Here is a 19723-nt window from a genome sequence, read left to right as displayed (position 1 = left end):
GGTTCAGGCCTCGGAGGATGCTTGCTTGTAGTTGTAGCCGATCGGGTGAGGCTGGTTACGAGCCTTGGCCAGTTCGATCTGCTTCTGCCGGTCGATCGCGCTGCGACGGGTCTTCTCGCTCAGCTTATCCCAGCAATGCGGGCAACTGATGCCGGCCACGTAATGCTCGGACGCGCGGTCTTCCACGCTCACCGGCGTGCGGCAGGCATGACATTGATCGTAGTCGCCTTCGCTCAGGTCGTGACGAACGGTCACGCGGTTGTCGAACACGAAGCAGTCGCCCTGCCACTTGGTTTCTTCCTGCGGCACCTCTTCGAGGTACTTCAGGATGCCACCCTTGAGGTGAAAAACCTCACCGTAGCCTTCGCTGAGCATGTAGCTCGAGGCCTTCTCGCAGCGGATGCCGCCGGTGCAGAACATCGCGACCTTCTTGTGCACGGCCGGGTCGAAGTTGGCTTTGATGTAATCGGGAAATTCGCGAAAACTGGTGGTTTTCGGGTCGATGGCGCCTTCGAAGGTACCGATCGAGACTTCGTAGTCGTTACGGGTGTCGATCAACAGCACTTCCGGGTCGCTGATCAGCGCGTTCCAGTCCTGCGGATCGACGTAGGTGCCGACCTTTTTGTTCGGGTCCACGCCTTCCACGCCAAGGGTGACGATTTCTTTCTTGAGTTTGACTTTGGTGCGGTAGAACGGCTGCTCATCGCAGTACGACTCTTTGTGGTCGATGTCGTCCATGCGCGGGTCGTTCTTGAGCCAGGCCATCAGCCCGTCGATGCCTTCGCGGCTGCCGGACACGGTGCCGTTGATGCCTTCTTCGGCAATCAGCAGGGTGCCTTTGATGCCGTTGTCGACCATCGCTTGCAGCAGGGGCTCGCGCAGGGCGACGTAATCTTCCAGGGTGACGAACTTATACAGTGCCGCCACGACAATCTGTTGTGTCATGGGTGAATCTCCAGGTGGCTACCCTCGTAAGGGGTGAACCGGATGCGAAAAAAAACGCGCCGGGTGAGCGGCGCGTTGGGCATTCTAACAAAAAACCTGTGTTTAGTGCTTGCTGCCGCCGGCACAGGTCGGCGAGGCCGGAGCCGCGTCGATCCGGGCCCATTCCTCTGGCGTGTAGGTATGCAGCGCCAACGCATGGAACTCGCCCATCAGCTCGCCAAGCGTGCCGTAGACCTTCTGGTGGCGCTTGACCCGGTTCAAGCCTTCGAACTGCGCACTGACCACCACAGCCTTGAAATGGGTTTGCAGCCCCCGGCTGTGCATATGGCTCTCATCCAGCACTTGCAGATGCTCGGGCTGAAGCAGGGCCAGCGTCGATTCGATGCGTTGTTGCATGGTCATACCGAACTCCGCTTAAGGCTTTTTCTTGGCTGGAGCAGCCGCGTCTTTCGGCGTCAGCTCGGCGGTCATGTCAGCCAGCAGCTTGTTGACCACAGGCACCGCGCTTTCCAGCTTGGCCTGGGTCATCTGGGCCGATTGCTGGGTCAGCTGAGGCATTTTTTCCAGGACTTTCTTGCCCAGTGGCGACTGGTAGAACGCAACCAGGTCCTTGAGCTCGGATTCGGTGAAGTTGGTGGTGTAGAGCTTGACCATGTCCGGTTTCAGCTTATTCCAGCCAATGGCCTGGTCCAGAGCGGCGTTGGCCTTGGCCTGGTAGGTTTCCAGCACGGCCTTTTTCGACTCAGGGGCTTTGGTCTGTTCGAAACGCTGGGCAAACATCTGCTGTACTTGCATGTACACCGGAGTGCCCAGTTTGTCAGCGTGCGCCATGGTCAGGAAAGCCTCGGCACTGGCGTTATGGCTGGCGGTGTCGGCAAGAACCTGGCCGCTGGCGCAGACCAAAGCAACGGCGGTACAGATGGCACGAAGACGAGTCATCGAGTTTCCTTTTCTAGCTGGCGAGGTAAGACCCCAAGGGCGTCCATTCTGCGCCTAAAAAAGTGTGTCGCTCAACCCCAAGCCTTGTCGCGACTGATTTAGAGGGGTTGAATGGTCAAATTCAGACTGATGGAACCACGGCCGTCGATCACGGCCTAAACTGCGCAATCGGACCTACAGGAGTGAGCAAGATGAGCCGTATCGAAACCGACAGCCTCGGCCAGGTTGAAGTCCCGGATGAAGCCTACTGGGGCGCTCAGACGCAACGCTCGCTGATCAACTTCGCCATTGGCAACGAACGCATGCCGCTGGCCGTGTTGCATGCCCTGGCGCTGATCAAGAAAGCCGCGGCACGGGTCAATGATCGCAACGGCGACGTACCCGCCGATATCGCCCGCCTGATCGAGCAGGCAGCCGACGAAGTGCTCGCCGGCGACCACGACGACCAGTTTCCGCTGGTGGTCTGGCAAACCGGCAGCGGCACCCAGAGCAACATGAACGTCAACGAAGTGATCGCCGGTCGCGCCAACGAACTGGCCGGCAACCCCCGTGGCGGCAAGTCCCCGGTGCACCCAAACGATCACGTCAATCGCTCCCAGAGCTCCAACGACTGCTTCCCCACCGCCATGCATATCGCCGCCGTCCAGGCGGTGCAACAGCACTTGCTGCCGGCGATCAGTGAACTGACCGGCGGGCTGGCCGAACTGGCCGCCCGCCATATGAAACTGGTCAAGACCGGCCGGACCCACATGATGGATGCGACACCGATCAGCTTCGGTCAGGAAATCTCGGCCTTCATCGCACAACTCGATTACGCCGAGCGGGCGATCCGCAGCGCACTGCCCGCGGTCTGCGAGCTGGCCCAGGGTGGAACCGCCGTCGGCACCGGGCTGAACTCACCCCACGGCTTCGGTGAAGCCATCGCCGCGGAATTGGCCGCCCTCTCCGGTTTGCCGTTTATCACCGCGCCGAACAAGTTCGCCGCACTGGCCGGTCATGAGCCGCTGACCACGCTGTCCGGCGCGCTGAAAACCCTCGCCGTGACGCTGATGAAAATCGCCAACGATCTGCGCCTGCTGGGTTCCGGCCCGCGCGCAGGCTTCGCCGAAGTCAGGCTACCGGCCAATGAACCGGGGAGTTCGATCATGCCAGGGAAGGTCAACCCGACCCAGTGCGAAGCGCTGTCGATGCTGGCCTGCCAGGTATTGGGCAACGACGTCGCCATCGGCTTTGCCGCCAGTCAGGGCCACCTGCAGCTCAACGTGTTCAAACCGGTAATCATCCATAACCTGCTGCAATCGATCCGTTTGCTGGCTGATGGCTGCAGCAACTTCCAGCAGCACTGCGTGGCAGGCCTGGAACCGGATGCGGAAAAAATGGCTGAACACCTGGAGCGTGGCCTGATGCTGGTGACGGCGCTCAACCCGCACATCGGCTATGACAAATCGGCGGAGATCGCCAAGAAGGCCTACAGCGAAGGCCTGACCTTGCGCGAGGCGGCGTTGCAGCTCGGGTATCTGACTGACGAAGAGTTCGATGCGTGGGTGAGGCCGGAGAACATGCTGGAGGCTGGGGCCAAGGGCTGAGTACTGTAGCGCCTGATAGTCCGTCTTCGCGGGCAAGCCACGCTCCCACAGGTTTTGCGTCGTTCACAAAGTTGATGAACGACGCAAAACCTGTGGGAGCGGGCTTGCTCGCGATGAACGATAACGCGGTCTAACTGGCCGCCATCCTTACTTTGCGAGCCTTCAACCCGGCAATCAACGAAGGCCCCAACGCCACCAATGCCGAACCCAGCACCACCAGCACCGCGCCGCCATACCCCAGGCCATTGATCGTCTCGGCATGCACATAGTCGGGCCACAACCACGCAGCCATGGCAACCGCAGCAAAAGTCACCAACGGCGTGATCGCCAGCGTCGCGCTGACCCGGGAGGCTTCCCAATGGGCCAGGGCCTCGGCAAACGCGCCATAGGCAATCAGGGTGTTGAGGCAGCACGCCAGCAGCAACCAACCCTGCATGGGGTTCAATTGCAACGCTTCGAGCGGATGCACCCACGGCGTCAACAACAATGCGCAAAACAGGTAGATCACCATCATCACCTGCAGCGAATTCCACACCGTCAGCAACTGCTTCTGCCCCAGGGCATAGAAGGTCCAGACCGTGGACGCCAGCAACACCAGCAACACACCGGCGGTGTAGTCGGTCAGCGACGTGAGCAACTCACTCAAGCGCTGGTTGAAAAACAGCGCAAAGCCGATCAGCAGCACCAGCAGGCCAATCCCCTGCCCCAGGCTGAAACGCTCCTTGAACACAAACAGACTGGCAATCAGCAGCATGATCGGGCCCATCTGCACCACCAGTTGCGCGGTGCCGGGGCTGAGCAGGTCAAGGCCCATCAGATACAACACATAGTTACCGACCAGGCCGAGCACTGCCATCAGCACCAGCCAGCCACCGCGAGGGCCGAGCACCTTACGGCTGGGCAGGCGCCTGGTGGCCGCCAGGTAAATGAACAGGCAGCCTCCGGACACCATCAGGCGAAACCAGGTCACCGTCACCGGGTCCATCACCAGCAATACCTGCTTGAGCTTGATCGGCAGGATTCCCCACAACAACGCGGTCAATAAGGCCAGGAACAGACCGTAACCCCAGCGACCCGATGAAATGTGCATGTGAACCCCAACGCCGACTGACAGGAGCCGTCATTCTAGGCGCAGAGCTGTGGCGTACACAGGCACAGTTGCCTTCTGGCCGCGAATGAAACTGTGCGGGTCGCAATCTCCGGGGGATGTTTTTTGACCGTGGCGCGCCCATCGCGAGCAAGCTCGCTCCCACAGGTTCTTTGGGCGCCACAGAACCTGTGGGAGCGAGCTTGCTCGCGATGGCTATCTAACTGACAACGAGAAATATCGAGGCCTAGCGCACCGCTTCGAACAGCCCGGTCGCCCCCATCCCGCCCCCCACGCACATGGTGACGATGCCGTAACGCAGATTGCGTCGCTGCAACTCACGAACCAGATGCCCGACCTGACGCGAGCCAGTCATGCCGAACGGGTGACCGATGGAAATCGAGCCGCCGTTGACGTTGTACCGGGCGTTGTCGATTTCCAGGCGGTTGCGGCTGTACAGGCACTGCGAGGCGAACGCTTCGTTGAGTTCCCACAGGTCGACGTCGTCAACCCGCAAGCCTTTGGCCTTGAGCAGTTTCGGTACCGAAAACACCGGGCCGATGCCCATTTCGTCCGGCGCGCAACCGGCCACGGTAAACCCGCGGAAGAACGCTTTCGGCTTGAGCCCCAGTTCCAGCGCTTTCTCCAGGCTCATCACCAAGGTCATGGACGCGCCGTCGGACAGCTGCGAAGAGTTGCCCGCCGTGACCGAGCCATCTTCGGCGAACACCGGTTTCAATCCGGCCAGGCTTTCCAGGGTGGTGTCCGGGCGGTTGCAGTCATCACGGTCGACGATGCCGTCGAGGATCTTTGCCTGACCGGTAGCCTTGTCTTCAACGCGATACTTCACCGCCATCGGCACGATTTCGTCGGTGAACAACCCGGCGGCCTGAGCCTCTGCGGTACGTTGCTGGCTTTGCAGCGCGTAGAGGTCCTGCTCTTGGCGACTGACGTTGTACCGACGCGCGACGATTTCAGCAGTCTGGCCCATCGGGAAATAGATGCCCGGCACCTGCTCCTTGAGCAGTGGGTTGATCAGGTTGTCGGTGTTGACGCTCTTCATGGTCAGGCTGATGGACTCGACACCGCCGGCGACGATGATGTCGCTGCAACCCGAAGCGATCTGGTTGGCGGCAATGGCGATCGCCTGCAAGCCCGAGGAACAGAACCGATTGAGGGTCATGCCGGCCGTGCCGATACCCAGGCGCGAGAGCACCGCGACGTTGCGACCGATATTGAAACCCTGGGCGCCCTCATTGGAGCCCGCACCGACGATGCAGTCCTCGACGCTCGCCGGATCGATACCGGTGCGCGCCAACAGGGCATCGACACAGTGTGCCGCCATGTCGTCCGGGCGGGTCATGTTGAATTTGCCGCGAAAGGATTTGGCCAGGCCGGTCCGCACGCTGTCGACGATCACCACTTCACGCATGGCATACCTCATTGTTGTTATCGGTTGAGAGTGGACCGAGCATAAGTCCAGCCCTTCACCGACCGCGACAATCATTCACCTCGCGTATGCGTAACCATCGCTTCAATCCTTGTCCTTACGCTTGCCTTCATGCTGGTCGGATTTTTCGAACGCTTCTTCCAATGCCCGGTTGATGGTGCGCAGCACCTTGACCCGTGCCCAGCGCTTGTCGTTGGCTTCCACCAGGGTCCATGGCGCAATCTCGGTGCTGGTACGGTCGACCATGTCGCCGACCGCCGCGCGATAGTCATCCCATTTTTCACGGTTGCGCCAGTCGTCTTCAGTGATCTTGAAGCGCTTGAAGGGAATCTTCTCGCGCTCTTCGAAGCGCTCCAGTTGCGTCTGTTTGTCGATGGACAGCCAGAACTTGACCACGATCACACTGGCGTCGGTGAGCTGTTCTTCGAAATCGTTGATTTCACCGTAGGCACGCAGCCAGTCCGCCGGGCTGCAAAAACCTTCGATGCGCTCCACCAACACCCGGCCATACCAGGAGCGGTCGAATACGGTGAACTTGCCCCGGGCCGGCAGGTGCCGCCAGAAGCGCCACAGATACGGTTGCGCCCGTTCTTCTTCGGTGGGTGCGGCAATCGGTACGATGCTGTACTGACGTGGGTCCAGTGCCGCCGCTACCCGGCGGATCGCCCCGCCCTTGCCGGCCGCGTCGTTGCCCTCGAATACCGCCACCAGTGCGTGCCGGCGCATGCGTTTGTCACGCATCAGCCCGGAAAACCGCGCCTGCTCGGTGATCAGCTGTTCTTCGTAATCTTCCTTGTCCAGGTGCAGGGCCAGGTCCAGGCTGTCGAGCAAATTCACTTGATCGACACTGGGGAACACTGGCGCGGCGCTGACCTTTTCAGGATGGATCGTCGGCCGCTTCAATGCGCCATGCAGGCCCGCCAGCAGAATCCGCCCCACGGCCAGGTTGCGATAATGGGCATCCGCCCCGGCGATCACATGCCAGGGTGCATAGTCGCGACTGGTGCGGCGCAAGACCCGCTCACCGTACTTCACGAAGCGGTCGTAGGTTTGCGACTGCTGCCAGTCCAGCGGGCTGATGCGCCAGCTGTGCAGCGGGTCGTCGGCCAATGCCTTGAGGCGCGCCTTCATTTGCTTCTTGGAGAGGTGGAACCAGAACTTGAAGATCAGCGCACCTTCGTCACAGAGCATTTTTTCCAGGCGCTCGGCCCCGTTGATCGCCTGGTCGAGCCGGGGGTCCTTGAACTCGCCATGGACCCGTCCCTGCAGCATCTGGCTGTACCAGTTGCCGAAGAAAATCCCCATGCGGCCCTTGGCCGGAAGCATCCGCCAGTACCGCCAGGCCGGTGGCCGTGCCAGCTCTTCGTCGGTTTGCTGATCGAAGGTGCGGACCTCGATCAAGCGCGGGTCCATCCACTCGTTGAGCACCTTGATCGTCTCACCCTTGCCGGCACCTTCGATGCCATTGATCAAAATGATCACCGGGAAGCGGCGTTGCTGCTGCAATTCGAATTGCGCTTCGAGCAACGCTTCGCGCAGTGCCGGGATTTCGGCGTCGTAGGTTTCTTTGTCGATGGCGTGATCGATTTCGGCGGATTCAAACATGAGCGGCTCCCTTCCAGATGTGAGCAAGACTAGCGGATTGAACTGAAGGCCAGCAGAGATTCTCCCGGTCTCGGCCAATGCATACCTTGCCACGGATCAAGCACCACGCCGTCGATCGGCTAGAATGGCAGCCTTGCCGTTGCCGAGCCTGCCATGAAACCTGTATTGCCCCACGCCCAGCTCGACTGGGACGACCAAGGTCGCCCGTATTCGCGAGTGTTCGACGATGTGTATTTCTCCGACCAGTCGGGGCTGGACGAAACCCGCTATGTCTTTATTGAGCAGAACCGTCTGGCGGAACGCTTTGCGGCCTTGCCCGATGGCGGGCGGCTGGTCATCGGGGAAACCGGGTTCGGCACCGGGCTGAATTTCTTGTGCGCCTGGCAGGTATTCGAGCAACACGCCGCGGCCGGTGCGCGGCTGCATTTTGTCAGCGTCGAGAAGTACCCGTTGAGCCACGACGACTTGCAACGGGCCCTGGCGCTGTGGCCGGAACTCAAGGTGTTTGCCGATCAACTGCTTGAGCAATACGTGGCCATCCATCAGGGCTTTCAGCGCCTGACGCTGGACCACGGCCGCGTGACCCTGACGCTGCTGATCGGCGATGCACTGGAGCAACTGCCGCAACTCGATGCCCGAATCGACGCCTGGTTCCTCGACGGTTTCGCTCCGGCGAAGAACCCCGACATGTGGACCGCCGAGCTGTTTGCCGAACTGGCTCGCCTGGCCGCCCCCGGTGCATCCATCAGCACCTTCACCAGCACCGGCTGGGTGCGGCGCCTGCTCAACGCCGCCGGTTTCAAGATGAAACGCACCCCCGGCATCGGCCATAAATGGGAAATTCTGCGCGGCGAGTTCCTCGGCTGGCCCCAGGACGTGCCCGTCCCGGCGCCCGACAAACCCTGGTTTGCCCGACCGGCACCGCCGAGCGACGAACGCCGGGCGCTGGTAATCGGCGCAGGGCTGGCCGGTTGTGCCAGTGCCGCCAGCCTCGCCGCGCGGGGCTGGCAAGTGACTTTGCTGGAGCGCCACGACGCCATCGCCCAGGAAGCCTCGGGCAACCCGCAGGGCGTGCTCTACCTGAAGTTATCCGCCCACGGCACGGCGCTGTCGCAAATGATCGTCAGTGGGTTCGGCTACACCCGACGCCTGCTCGAACACTTGCAACGGGGCCGCGACTGGGACGATTGCGGCGTGTTGCAACTGGCCTTCAATGCCAAGGAAGCCGAACGTCAGGCGCAATTGGCCGCGGCGTTTCCAGCGGACCTGCTGCACCTGCTGAATCAACCCGAGGCACAGGCCGTGGCCGGTATCGGGCTGGCACACGGCGGCCTGTTCTATCCCGAAGGCGGCTGGGTCCACCCACCGGCGCTGTGTCAATGGCAGGCTGCACATCCACAGATTCAATTGCTCACCCATCACGATGCGCTGCAACTGCGCAAGATTGAGGGCCAGTGGCAAGCCTGGGACGGCGAACGCTTGCTTGCCGAAGCACCTGTGGTGGTGCTCGCCGGTGCGGCTGAAATCCAGCGTTTCCCCGAGAGCGCCGAGTTGCCGCTCAAGCGCATTCGCGGGCAAATCACCCGCCTGGCGCAGACGCCGCAAAGCCAGGCCCTGAGCACCGTGGTGTGTGCCGAAGGCTATGTCGCCCCTGCCCGTTTGGGCGAACACACCCTGGGGGCCAGTTTCGATTTCAAGAGCGATGACCTGACGCCGACCACGGCAGAACACCTGGGTAACATGGCCATGCTCGAAGAGATTTCCCACGATCTGGTGGAGCGTTTACAGGCCGATAAACTTGCGCCTGAAAGTCTCCGGGGGCGCGCTGCATTTCGCTGCACCAGCCCCGACTACCTGCCGATCGTCGGCCCGTTGGCCGACACCCAGGCGTTCACTCAGGCGTATGCGGCACTGGGCAAGGACGCCCGGCAGGTGCCGGATGTCGAATGCCCATGGCTTGACGGTTTGTACATCAACAGCGGTCACGGCTCGCGCGGCCTGATCACCGCGCCGCTGTCCGGAGAACTGCTGGCAGCCTGGCTGGACAACGAACCCCTGCCGTTGCCCAGAAGCGTGGCCGAAGCCTGTCATCCCAATCGGTTTGCCTTGCGGCGTCTTATCCGCGGCAAGTAGTCGATACGGTAGCCGAAGTCGCCCTCACGGGGGGGACTCGGCCGTGGTCTGTCGCGCATATAACTCATTGATCTAAAACTCCCCTTACCGAGGAGGGTCACTTTCTGAGTACCCGCTGTTTCGGCGCGGTATCGATCGACCCTCCCCAACGGAAAAACCGGTAAGGAATATATGTGCGGATTAGCTGGCGAGTTACGTTTTGATCATCAACCTGCAGACCTTGCAGCCATTGAACGAATCACCCATCACCTGGCCCCTCGCGGCCCCGACGCCTGGGGTTTTCATAGCCAGGGACCGATTGCCCTGGGCCACCGGCGCCTGAAAATCATGGACCTGTCGGACGGCTCGGCGCAGCCGATGATAGATCCGCAACTGGGTTTGTCCCTGGCCTTCAACGGGGCGATCTACAACTTTCCGGAGCTGCGCGCCGAGCTTGAAAGCCTGGGTTACGCCTTCTATTCCGGTGGCGACACCGAAGTGTTGCTCAAGGGCTATCACGCCTGGGGCGAGGCCTTGCTACCGAAACTCAATGGCATGTTTGCCTTTGCCATCTGGGAGCGCGATGCCCAACGCCTGTTCATCGCCCGCGACCGTCTCGGCGTGAAACCGCTGTACCTGTCGCGCACCGGCCAGCGCCTGCGCTTCGCCTCGACTCTGCCGGCATTGCTCAAGGGCGGCGACATCAACCCGATCCTCGATCCCGTGGCGCTCAATCACTACCTGAATTTCCACGCTGTGGTCCCGGCACCGCGCACCTTGCTGGCGGGCATTGAAAAACTGCCGCCGGCCACCTGGATGCGCATCGAAGCCAATGGCCGCACCGAGCAGAAAACCTGGTGGACCCTGCCCTATGGCCCTCACCCCGATGAGACGGATCTGACCCTCGAAGACTGGCGCGACCGTGTGCTCGACAGTACCCGCGAAGCGGTCGCCATCCGCCAACGCGCGGCAGTGGATGTCGGCGTGCTGCTATCGGGCGGTGTCGATTCAAGCCTGCTGGTGGGCCTGTTGCGGGAAGTCGGCGTGGACAATCTGTCGACCTTCTCCATCGGCTTTCAGGATGCCGGCGGCGAGCGTGGGGACGAGTTCCAGTATTCGGACCTGATCGCCCGGCACTACGACACGCAGCACCATCAACTGCGCATCGACGAAAAGGAAATCATCGAACAACTGCCCGCCGCGTTCCGCGCCATGAGCGAGCCGATGGTCAGCCATGACTGCATCGCCTTCTACCTGTTGTCCCGGGAAGTGGCCAAACACTGCAAGGTGGTACAAAGCGGCCAGGGCGCCGATGAACTGTTCGCCGGTTACCACTGGTATCCGCAAGTGGATGGCGCGAGTGATCCGTATGCCGCGTACCGCGAGGCGTTTTTCGACCGCAGTTACGATGACTACGCCGCCACCGTGCAACCGAAATGGCTGACCGCCAATGACGCCGCCGGTGACTTCGTCAAAGCCCACTTCGCCCTGCCTGGTGCCGATGCGGCGGTGGACAAGGCCTTGCGTCTGGACAGCACGGTGATGCTGGTGGACGACCCGGTCAAGCGGGTCGACAACATGACCATGGCCTGGGGCCTGGAAGCGCGCACGCCGTTTCTCGATTACCGCCTGGTGGAGCTGTCGGCACGGATTCCGGGGCGTTTCAAACTGCCGGACGGCGGCAAGCAAGTCTTGAAAGAAGCGGCGCGACAAGTGATTCCCAGCGAAGTGATCGACCGCAAGAAAGGTTACTTCCCGGTGCCGGGCCTCAAGCATTTGCAAGGCGATACGCTGGAGTGGGTGCGCGAGCTGCTGCTCGATCCCGGCCAGGATCGCGGCCTGTTCAACCCCGCGATGCTCGACCGTCTACTGACTGATCCGCAGGGGCAATTGACACCATTGCGCGGCTCGAAGCTGTGGCAACTGGCGGCCCTCAACCTATGGCTCAGCGAACAAGGAATCTGACCGATGAAACCTCACGCCACGGCTTTCAGCCAACGCCTGTTGCGCGGCCAGTCACCCTCCTACGAACGCTTGCAGGCACGCCTGGCCGAGGATGGCAGTGAACTCGGCGGGGCGCCGATCGCCGTGCATTGCGGCTGGGGGCGCTTGCTGATCGGCCACACCTTTGCCGATGCCGCGAGCCTCGCCGGCGAGTTGCTCAACGAGCAGCCCGGCGAGCGGGACATTGCCCTGTACGTCGCCGCGCCCCAGCAAGTGCTGGGGCTGGAGCCGACGCAGCTGTTCCTCGACCCGTCCGATACCTTGCGCCTATGGTTCAGCGACTACCGTCAGGCGACACGGGTGTTTCGTGGTTTTCGTATTCGACGCGCGCAAAGCGATGCCGACTGGCAGGCGATCAACCAGCTGTATCAGGCCCGCGGCATGCTACCGATCGACGCCACCCTGTTGACGCCGCGTCATCTGGGCGGCCCGGTGTACTGGCTTGCCGAAGATGAGGACAGCGGCGCGATCATCGGTAGCGTCATGGGCCTCAATCATGAAAAGGCCTTCAACGATCCGGAACACGGCAGCAGCCTGTGGTGCCTGGCGGTCGACCCGCATTGTGCGCGGCCGGGTGTCGGTGAAGTGCTGGTGCGGCATTTGATCGAACACTTCATGAGCCGCGGGCTCGCCTGCCTCGACCTGTCGGTGCTGCACGACAACCGCCAGGCGAAAAGCCTTTACGCCAAGCTCGGTTTTCGCAACCTGACGACCTTCGCCATCAAGCGCAAGAACGGCATCAATCAGCCGCTGTTTCTCGGTCCCGGCCCGGAAGCCGCGTTCAACCCTTACGCGCGGATCATTGTCGAGGAAGCACACCGTCGCGGCATCGATGTGCATGTCGATGACGCCGACGCCGGGATGTTCACCCTCAGCCATGGCGGGCGCCGGGTACGCTGTCGCGAATCCCTGAGCGACCTGACCAGCGCCGTCAGCATGACCCTGTGCCAGGACAAAAGCCTGACCCACAAAGTGCTCAAGGCAGCCGGCTTGAACCTGCCGGCGCAGCAACTGGCGGGTAACGCCGATGACAACCTGGCGTTCCTCGATGAACACCAGCGCGTGGTGGTCAAGCCACTCGATGGTGAACAGGGCCAAGGGGTGGCGGTGGATTTGCGCACCATAGAGGAGGTGCAGCAAGCCATGGAAGCCGCTCGCCACTTCGACAGCCGCGTGCTGCTGGAAAGTTTCCACGAAGGCCTGGACCTGCGCATTGTGGTGATCGGTTTTGAAGTGGTCGCCGCCGCCATTCGCCGGCCGGCCGAAGTGGTGGGCGACGGCCAGCACTCCATCGGTGCATTGATCGAAGCCCAGAGCCGGCGACGACAAGCAGCCACGGGCGGCGAAAGCAAGATCCCGCAGGACCAGGAAACCCAACGCACCTTGCGTGCCGCCGGATACGACTACAGCAGCATTCTGCCGGCCGGTGAGCACCTGTTCGTACGGCGCACGGCGAATCTTCATACCGGCGGCGTGCTTGAAGACGTCACGGAGATCCTGCACCCGACGCTGGTGGACGCCGCCGTGCGGGCCGCGCGGGCGCTGGACATTCCCATGGTCGGCCTCGACCTGATGGTGTCCGCCGCTGACCAGCCGGACTATGTGTTTATCGAAGCCAACGAACGGGCCGGGCTGGCCAATCACGAACCGCAACCCACGGCGGAGCGGTTTGTGGATTTGCTGTTTCCGCACAGTCAGCCGGTGGTGCCTTAGTTCTGTGGTGTCTGGACTGGCCCTTTCGCGAGCAAGCCCGCTCCCACTTTTGATCGCATTTCCCTGTGGGAGCGGGCTTGCTCGCGAAGGCGTCCTGAAAGGCGCCTCAACTCATCAGGAGTTTCCATGACCAGTAAAATCCCCGAACCGGACCTCGTCTACCTGCAAAAAGTCCTGCTGGAAATGCTCGCCATTCCCAGCCCCACCGGGTTCACCGACACCATCGTGCGCTACGTCGCCGAACGCCTTGAAGAACTGGGCATTCCCTTCGAGCTGACCCGTCGCGGCACCATCCGCGCCACGCTCAAGGGCAAGAAAAACAGCCCCGACCGCGCCGTTTCCGCCCACCTGGACACCATCGGCGCGGCGGTGCGTGCAGTGAAGGACAACGGCCGCCTGACCCTCGCGCCTGTCGGCTGCTGGTCCAGCCGCTTTGCCGAGGGTAGCCGGGTCAGCCTGTTTACCGACAATGGCGTGATCCGCGGCAGCGTCTTGCCGCTGATGGCTTCCGGGCACGCATTCAATACCGCCGTGGATGAGATGCCGATCAGTTGGGATCACATCGAGTTGCGCCTGGACGCCTACTGCGCCACCCGTGCCGACTGCGAGTCGCTGGGCATCAGCGTCGGCGACTTCGTCGCCTTCGACCCATTGCCGGAGTTCACCGAAAGCGGCCACATCAGCGCCCGTCACCTCGACGACAAGGCTGGGGTGGCCGCGCTGCTGGCGGCGCTCAAGGCCATCGTCGACAGTGGCCAAGAGCTGATGATCGACTGCCATCCGTTGTTCACCATCACCGAGGAAACCGGCAGCGGTGCCGCGGCGGCGTTGCCCTGGGACGTCAGTGAGTTCGTCGGCATCGACATCGCACCAGTCGCGCCAGGCCAACACTCCAGCGAGCACGCGGTGAGCATCGCGATGCAGGATTCTGGCGGGCCCTATGACTATCACCTGTCGCGCCACCTCCTGCGCCTGGCCGGCGACAACGAGTTGCCGGCACGCCGGGACCTGTTTCGCTACTACTTCAGCGACGCCCATTCGGCGGTGACCGCCGGCCACGACATTCGCACCGCCCTGCTCGCCTTCGGCTGCGACGCCACCCATGGTTACGAGCGCACCCACATCGACAGCCTCGCCGCCCTCAGCCGCCTGCTCGGTGCGTACATCCTCAGCCCACCCGTGTTTGCCAGCGATGCACAGCCGGCCAAGGGCTCACTGGACCGCTTCAGCCATCAGCTCGAACATGACACACAGATGGAAAGCGATACGCGGGTGCCGTCGGTGGACAGCCTGGTGGGGCAGCGGTCGGAGAACTGATCCAGGATCTTCATCGCCGGGTAAACCGCTATCGCGAGCAAGCTCGCTCCCACAGTTGATCAGTGGTGAACACAAATCTTCGGTTCGCCGCTGAACCCTGTGGGAGCGAGCTTGCTCGCGATGGCGTCAGTGCAGACAACATCAAATCCCAGGCTAGCCGATACCGGCCATACGCCGTAGCATCGCGCCATTGATCCAACCGAGGTGCCTATGCTGATCCCCCACGACCAACTTGAAGTCGACACCCTCACCCGCCTGATCGAGGATTTCGTGACCCGCGACGGCACGGACAATGGTGACGACACCCCCCTGGAAACCCGCGTACTGCGCGTGCGCCAGGCGCTGACCAAGGGCCAGGCACTGATTGTCTTCGACCCGGAAAGCGAGCAATGCCAACTGATGCTCAAGCACGACGTGCCCAAGCACCTGTTTGACTGAAGCCTTCAGCGCGCCTTGGTTTTTTCCAGTTTGTTCTGGATCCGTTGGTAGATTTCGCAGCGGTACACACTGACGTCCTGCGGTGCTTCGACGCCAAAGCGTATGTTGTTTCCGTTGATCGCGAGTACGCGCACGGTAATGTTGTCACCGATGGAAATGGTTTCGCCCACAACGCGAGTGAGTACGAGCATGAGGAGTGTCCTTCAGGGGTTTCTGGCCCTTGAAGATGCCCGGCCCGCCGTACGCCTACAATGCTCCGACAGCAATCCAGACCGGACTGACAGCCATGACGCACCACACTTACAGAAAGGTCTGACAGACCGGCTGATTGTAGGACCAATCTGTCAGGACGCGGAGAATCGCGGCCCGAACAGGATGATGCTCGCGCCGATCACACACAGCGCCACGCCGAGCCAGTCCGAACCCAGCGGACGAATCCGCTCGACCACGGCCAACCAGCCGATTGAGGCAATGATGTAGATGCCACCGTAAGCGGCGTAGGCGCGGCCGGCGTAGGTGGCTTCGATCCGGGTCAGCAGCAGGGCGAACAGGGTCAGGCTCAGGAGCGCCGGCACCACCCACCACATGCTTTTACCCTGGCGCAGCCACATCCAGAAGGCAAAGCAACCGGCAATTTCGAACAGCGCGGCGAGAAAAAACCACAGGTAATTGAGCATGCAAGCGTCTCGCGAGGATGGCCGATGGCGGCCACCCTAACCACAGCGTCGCCTGCGGGCAAGATCAGCTTGCGGATTGCCTGGCCTTGGCGCGCATTTTGTCGGCCATGGCGGTCATTTCGTTGTAGAGCAATTGCGGGTTCTTCTGCTTGATCGCCCAGGCCATGCGTCCCTGTTCGTGGGGCAGGATCATGAACTCGCCGGCGGCGACCTGCCGGTAGATGTAATCGGCAATGTCGGCAGCGCTGATCGGCGAGCTTTCCAGCAACTTGCCAACCTGGGCTTTCATGGCCGGGGTCGGACCACGGAAGGAGTCCAGCAGGTTGGTCTGGAAGAACGACGGGCACACCACATGCACGCCGACTTCCTGATGCGCCAGCTCGATCAGCAGGCTTTCGGACAACGCCACCACGCCCGCCTTGGCCACGTTGTAGTTGCTCATCGCCGGGCCTTGCATCAGCGCGGCCATGGACGCGATGTTGATGATCTTGCCTTTGCTTTTTTCCAGCAGTGGCAGGAACGCCTTGCAGCCCTTGACCACGCCCATCAGGTTGATCGCGATCTGCCAGTCCCAGTCTTCCAGGGACAATTCACTGAAGAACCCGCCAGACGCTACACCCGCGTTATTGACGATGACATCGATGCCACCGAGCTTGACCTCGCAAGCCTGGGCGAACGCCGTCAACTGGCTGTAATCGCGTACGTCGCAGCGCTGGATAAAACCGTCGCCACCCGCTTCGCGGACCAGCTTCAAGGTTTCCTGCAAGCCAGGCTCGCTGACGTCCGACAAGGCCAGTTGCCAGCCTTCACGCGCCCAGCGCAGCGCGATTTCGCGACCCAGGCCAGAGCCTGCACCAGTGATCATCATGCGATTTTGCATAGCAGACAGCCTTGTTGTTCTCGGAAGATGCATCGAGTGTAACGAAGGAAACTGCCCGACCCACGCTCCATCAGATTGCTGAATGGCCCGAGCAAACCGCGAGAGCGCCTGTAGCAACCAAGGCAACCACAAAAGAAATAAGAGCCCGTCCGAAATACTTCAAAAAAACCTGGAATTTTCCTGCAAGCGCAAGAGTCGGAGTTTTTAAGCAGCCCGAATTTACTTCATTCCCGCTGACCTCGATTGGCATGGTCAATCCACTGCATTTTCGACAAGGAAATAGATATGGGCACAATACTGATCATTATTCTGATCCTGTTACTGATCGGTGGTTTACCGGTCTTCCCGCACTCCAGAAGTTGGGGTTACGGCCCGTCTGGAATCCTCGGCGTCGTATTGGTGGTGCTGTTGATCCTGCTCTTGCTCGGCCGAATATAAATATCCGACCGGCAAAAAAAAGAGGCCCTTGAGGGGCCTCTTTTCTATTGCGTCACAACTTAGTCCGGCTTGCCATCAACAACACCGGCGGTGTTGTCCAGCAGGCTCTTGGTCGCTGTTTGCAGGAACGCTTCGAGTTTGAGTTTCAAGTCCGCGGTACGCGGCGCATCGGCAATGACTTCGGCGCGAGGGTTGGCACCCAATTCATACTGATACAACTTCGGCGCCATGTCCTTGTCCTTCGGCAGGACCAGAATCTGGTCTGCGGTGAGGATGGCCGTGGTCTGCTCGCTGCCTGACGGCTTGATCACACCAATACCCGCGTCGCCTTGCGGCAGGTTGAGCAGGTCGCGTCCCCAGCACTGATGGCGAACTTCGCCACCGATGCGGCCCATGATGGTCGGCACGATGTCGATCTGAGTGCCCACGGTGTGGTCACGCTGGCCGAATTTTTCCTGGATGCCCGGCGCGATCATCAGCATTGGCACGTTGAAGCGGCCCAGGTCCATTTCGGTGATCTGCTGTTCGTTACCAAAACCGTGGTCACCGACGACGACAAACAGGGTTTCCTTGAAGTACGGCTCCTTGCGGGCCTTTTCAAAGAACTGGCCCAACGCCCAGTCCGAGTAACGCATGGCGGTCAGGTGTTCGTTCAGGCTGCCACGATCGGTCACGCGTTCGACCGGCAATGGCGTCGGCAAGGCGTAAGGCGTGTGGTTGGACAGGGTTTGCAGCAAGGCATAGAACGGCTTGCCGTTTTCCCGTGCCTTGAGCTCGACCAGGCCACGGTCGAACATGTCCTGGTCGGACACGCCCCAGGTCGGATCAGAGAACACCGGATTCACGAAATCGTTACGGCCGATGAAGTTGATCATGCCCTGGTTGCTGAAGAAACCCGACTGGTTGTCCCAGGCGAAATCGCCGTTGTAGACATACACGTCGTCAAAGTCACGGGCGCTGAGCAACTGCGGCAAACCGGACAGCTTATGGCTGCCTTCCGGGGTCTGCATCAGGTATTCGAAACCCGGCAGGTTCGGGAAGCAGGCCATGGTGGCGAACATGCCCTGGTGGGTATGGGTGCCGTTGGAGAAGAAGCGGTCGAACAGCAAGCCTTCCTTCGACAGCTTGTCGAGGTACGGCGTGATGTTGCCCGGCCCACCCAATGCACCCACCGAGTGACCGGCCATGCTTTCCATCAGGATCACGACGACGTTCTTGATCGGCAGGGTCTTGTCGGCTGGCGGGGTGTAATCGCGACGTACCGCCGCGGTGTCGGCATCCACCAGTTTCTCGGCCGGTAGCACCAGCATGTCACGCACCACTTGCTGGGCTTGTGGCTGTGGCAGGGTCGCCTTCCAGATATTGTCGCGATCTTCGGACATCCGGCTCTTGGCTGCGGCTACCAGCGACAGCGTGCCGTTGAGGCCCAACTGGTTGGCGAAATTCGAGTCGGTGGTATAGACATCACCCCAACGCAACGGCGGGCCCTGGCGCAGGGTGCCACGGGCGGCGACCACGCAAACCAGCAGGCACACCACGAATACCGCGATACGCGCGTACCACGGCGCAACCTGGCGTGTGCCGATGCTGCCGCCACTGAACGGGCCACGAGGACGGGTCGCACGGTCGGCGCCCTTGAATGCCAGGCTCAGGATCCAGGTACCCACGGCCCAGGCCAGCAGGTAACGGACCACCGGGAAACCGTACCAGAGCATGCTCATCACGGTTTTCGGATCTTCCTTGACGTACTGGAAGACCAGGCCGTTGAGGCGCTGGTGGAACTCACGATAGAAGTCCATCTCCATCAGGCCCAGGAACAGCGCAATGCTGGAGACCACCGTCAGCCACAGACGGAACAGCCCGCGTGCCGCCATGGCCCGGGCGCTGAACAGTGCCAGCAGCAGCGGAATGCTGAGATAGACCACCAGACGCAGGTCGAAACGCAGACCGTTGGCGAATGCCTCGAGGAAGGTCGAGGCCGGTGTGTCGAGGATCATCGAGCGGTTGTAAGCCAGCAGCGCGACGCGCAGCAGGCTGAACATGACCATCATGACCAGGGCACACAACAACGTGTAGGCCAGATGCGATTTGACGGTCGGTTGCAGCAGGCGACTAGAAGCTCGCTGCTGATTCAGGGCGTCCGGGATTGCCATGTCGTTTTAGGACCCATTGGAAGTTGAAGTTTCAAAAATACAGCTGCGCCTTGCCCTCTTTTTGGCCAGTACCAGGCCCCGGGGATTGCGCGGTGCGCAAATGTTGCACGATCAACGGCAGCATTGCCATTGATTACTGTCCGCAATGTTGGCGCGGGCGAATTGTCTTGGACACTTTGTGAAAATTTCGTGCAACGCATATCCGGAAACACAATAAACCCCAGGCAAAACACGCTCTTTGTAGCAGCTGGCGAAGCCTGCGTTCGGCTGCGCAGCAGTCGTAAGATCAGCCGGCGCGGTTCTTCAGGAAGACCGGGGGCTCAGGGTTTTACGACTGCTGCGCAGCCGAACGCAGCCTCGCAGGCTCGGCAGCTGCTAC

The 19723-nt window shown here is 61.3% G+C and carries 17 protein-coding genes; 7 read left to right on the top strand and 10 right to left on the bottom strand.

Annotated elements, in window-relative coordinates:
* Positions 1 to 3 precede the first annotated feature (3 nt).
* The 3 genes from trhO to PMI34_RS17520 all read right to left on the bottom strand — a co-directional run bounded on the left by trhO (position 4) and on the right by PMI34_RS17520 (position 1884).
* The gene (trhO, locus tag PMI34_RS17510; protein ID WP_008048983.1) at positions 4 to 945 is read right to left on the bottom strand and encodes an oxygen-dependent tRNA uridine(34) hydroxylase TrhO; all 942 of its coding nucleotides are present in this window, start codon (positions 943 to 945) and stop codon (positions 4 to 6) included.
* Positions 946 to 1047: 102 nt separating this feature from the next.
* Positions 1048 to 1347 carry a BolA family protein gene (locus tag PMI34_RS17515; RefSeq protein ID WP_008048982.1) on the bottom strand — a complete coding sequence of 100 codons (300 nt, stop codon included), beginning with the start codon at positions 1345 to 1347 and terminating at the stop codon, positions 1048 to 1050.
* Between the two features lie 12 nt (positions 1348 to 1359).
* A complete protein-coding gene (locus PMI34_RS17520; RefSeq protein ID WP_007997268.1) occupies positions 1360 to 1884 on the bottom strand; it encodes a DUF2059 domain-containing protein in 525 nt (174 codons plus the stop codon).
* 191 nt (positions 1885 to 2075) lie between these two features.
* Between PMI34_RS17520 and PMI34_RS17525 the strand changes: the two genes are divergently transcribed.
* Complete coding sequence (locus PMI34_RS17525; RefSeq protein WP_008048978.1) at positions 2076 to 3470, top strand: class II fumarate hydratase; 1395 nt, start codon at positions 2076 to 2078, stop codon at positions 3468 to 3470.
* A 130-nt stretch (positions 3471 to 3600) separates the two neighbouring features.
* Here PMI34_RS17525 and PMI34_RS17530 read toward each other — a convergent pair whose 3' ends face one another.
* The 3 genes from PMI34_RS17530 to pap all read right to left on the bottom strand — a co-directional run bounded on the left by PMI34_RS17530 (position 3601) and on the right by pap (position 7612).
* A complete protein-coding gene (locus PMI34_RS17530) occupies positions 3601 to 4560 on the bottom strand; it encodes a DMT family transporter (protein ID WP_008048974.1) in 960 nt (319 codons plus the stop codon).
* Positions 4561 to 4804: 244 nt separating this feature from the next.
* Positions 4805 to 5989, bottom strand: coding sequence for a thiolase family protein (locus PMI34_RS17535; protein ID WP_008048973.1), 1185 nt, complete (start codon positions 5987 to 5989; stop codon positions 4805 to 4807).
* Positions 5990 to 6091: 102 nt separating this feature from the next.
* On the bottom strand, positions 6092 to 7612 hold the full coding sequence (gene pap, locus PMI34_RS17540; RefSeq protein ID WP_008048972.1) for a polyphosphate:AMP phosphotransferase: 1521 nt from the start codon (positions 7610 to 7612) through the stop codon (positions 6092 to 6094).
* A gap of 153 nt (positions 7613 to 7765) precedes the next feature.
* Between pap and mnmC the strand changes: the two genes are divergently transcribed.
* The 5 genes from mnmC to PMI34_RS17565 all read left to right on the top strand — a co-directional run bounded on the left by mnmC (position 7766) and on the right by PMI34_RS17565 (position 15196).
* Positions 7766 to 9745 carry a bifunctional tRNA (5-methylaminomethyl-2-thiouridine)(34)-methyltransferase MnmD/FAD-dependent 5-carboxymethylaminomethyl-2-thiouridine(34) oxidoreductase MnmC gene (gene mnmC / locus PMI34_RS17545; protein WP_008048971.1) on the top strand — a complete coding sequence of 660 codons (1980 nt, stop codon included), beginning with the start codon at positions 7766 to 7768 and terminating at the stop codon, positions 9743 to 9745.
* A gap of 171 nt (positions 9746 to 9916) precedes the next feature.
* Entirely contained in the window at positions 9917 to 11689 is a 1773-nt protein-coding gene (locus PMI34_RS17550; RefSeq protein WP_008048970.1) for an N-acetylglutaminylglutamine amidotransferase, read from the top strand.
* 3 nt (positions 11690 to 11692) lie between these two features.
* Complete coding sequence (ngg, locus tag PMI34_RS17555; protein ID WP_008048968.1) at positions 11693 to 13441, top strand: N-acetylglutaminylglutamine synthetase; 1749 nt, start codon at positions 11693 to 11695, stop codon at positions 13439 to 13441.
* Positions 13442 to 13567: 126 nt separating this feature from the next.
* Positions 13568 to 14758 carry an osmoprotectant NAGGN system M42 family peptidase gene (locus PMI34_RS17560; protein ID WP_008048967.1) on the top strand — a complete coding sequence of 397 codons (1191 nt, stop codon included), beginning with the start codon at positions 13568 to 13570 and terminating at the stop codon, positions 14756 to 14758.
* Between the two features lie 210 nt (positions 14759 to 14968).
* Positions 14969 to 15196, top strand: coding sequence for a YheU family protein (locus PMI34_RS17565; protein WP_003199186.1), 228 nt, complete (start codon positions 14969 to 14971; stop codon positions 15194 to 15196).
* 5 nt (positions 15197 to 15201) lie between these two features.
* On the opposite strand, the gene csrA is transcribed toward PMI34_RS17565, so the two are convergent.
* From csrA to PMI34_RS17580, 3 genes are all read right to left on the bottom strand, one after another.
* Positions 15202 to 15387, bottom strand: coding sequence for a carbon storage regulator CsrA (csrA, locus tag PMI34_RS17570; protein WP_008048966.1), 186 nt, complete (start codon positions 15385 to 15387; stop codon positions 15202 to 15204).
* A 153-nt stretch (positions 15388 to 15540) separates the two neighbouring features.
* Complete coding sequence (locus PMI34_RS17575; protein WP_008004345.1) at positions 15541 to 15873, bottom strand: YnfA family protein; 333 nt, start codon at positions 15871 to 15873, stop codon at positions 15541 to 15543.
* Between the two features lie 64 nt (positions 15874 to 15937).
* Positions 15938 to 16753: an SDR family oxidoreductase gene (locus tag PMI34_RS17580; RefSeq protein WP_008048965.1), complete on the bottom strand. Its 816-nt coding sequence runs from the start codon at positions 16751 to 16753 to the stop codon at positions 15938 to 15940.
* A gap of 279 nt (positions 16754 to 17032) precedes the next feature.
* On the opposite strand from PMI34_RS17580, the gene PMI34_RS28040 reads away from it, so the two are divergent.
* Positions 17033 to 17191, top strand: a complete 159-nt coding sequence (locus PMI34_RS28040) for a DUF3309 family protein (protein WP_177318803.1) — start codon at positions 17033 to 17035, stop codon at positions 17189 to 17191.
* Positions 17192 to 17250: 59 nt separating this feature from the next.
* On the opposite strand, the gene PMI34_RS17590 is transcribed toward PMI34_RS28040, so the two are convergent.
* Positions 17251 to 19344: an LTA synthase family protein gene (locus tag PMI34_RS17590; RefSeq protein ID WP_008048962.1), complete on the bottom strand. Its 2094-nt coding sequence runs from the start codon at positions 19342 to 19344 to the stop codon at positions 17251 to 17253.
* Positions 19345 to 19723 lie beyond the last annotated feature (379 nt).

Origin of the sequence: Pseudomonas sp. GM74 (assembly GCF_000282455.1) — a bacterium.
Lineage (GTDB): Bacteria > Pseudomonadota > Gammaproteobacteria > Pseudomonadales > Pseudomonadaceae > Aquipseudomonas.
Note: the sequence above shows the minus strand (reverse complement) of the source record. Positions and strands in the feature narration are given on the sequence as shown.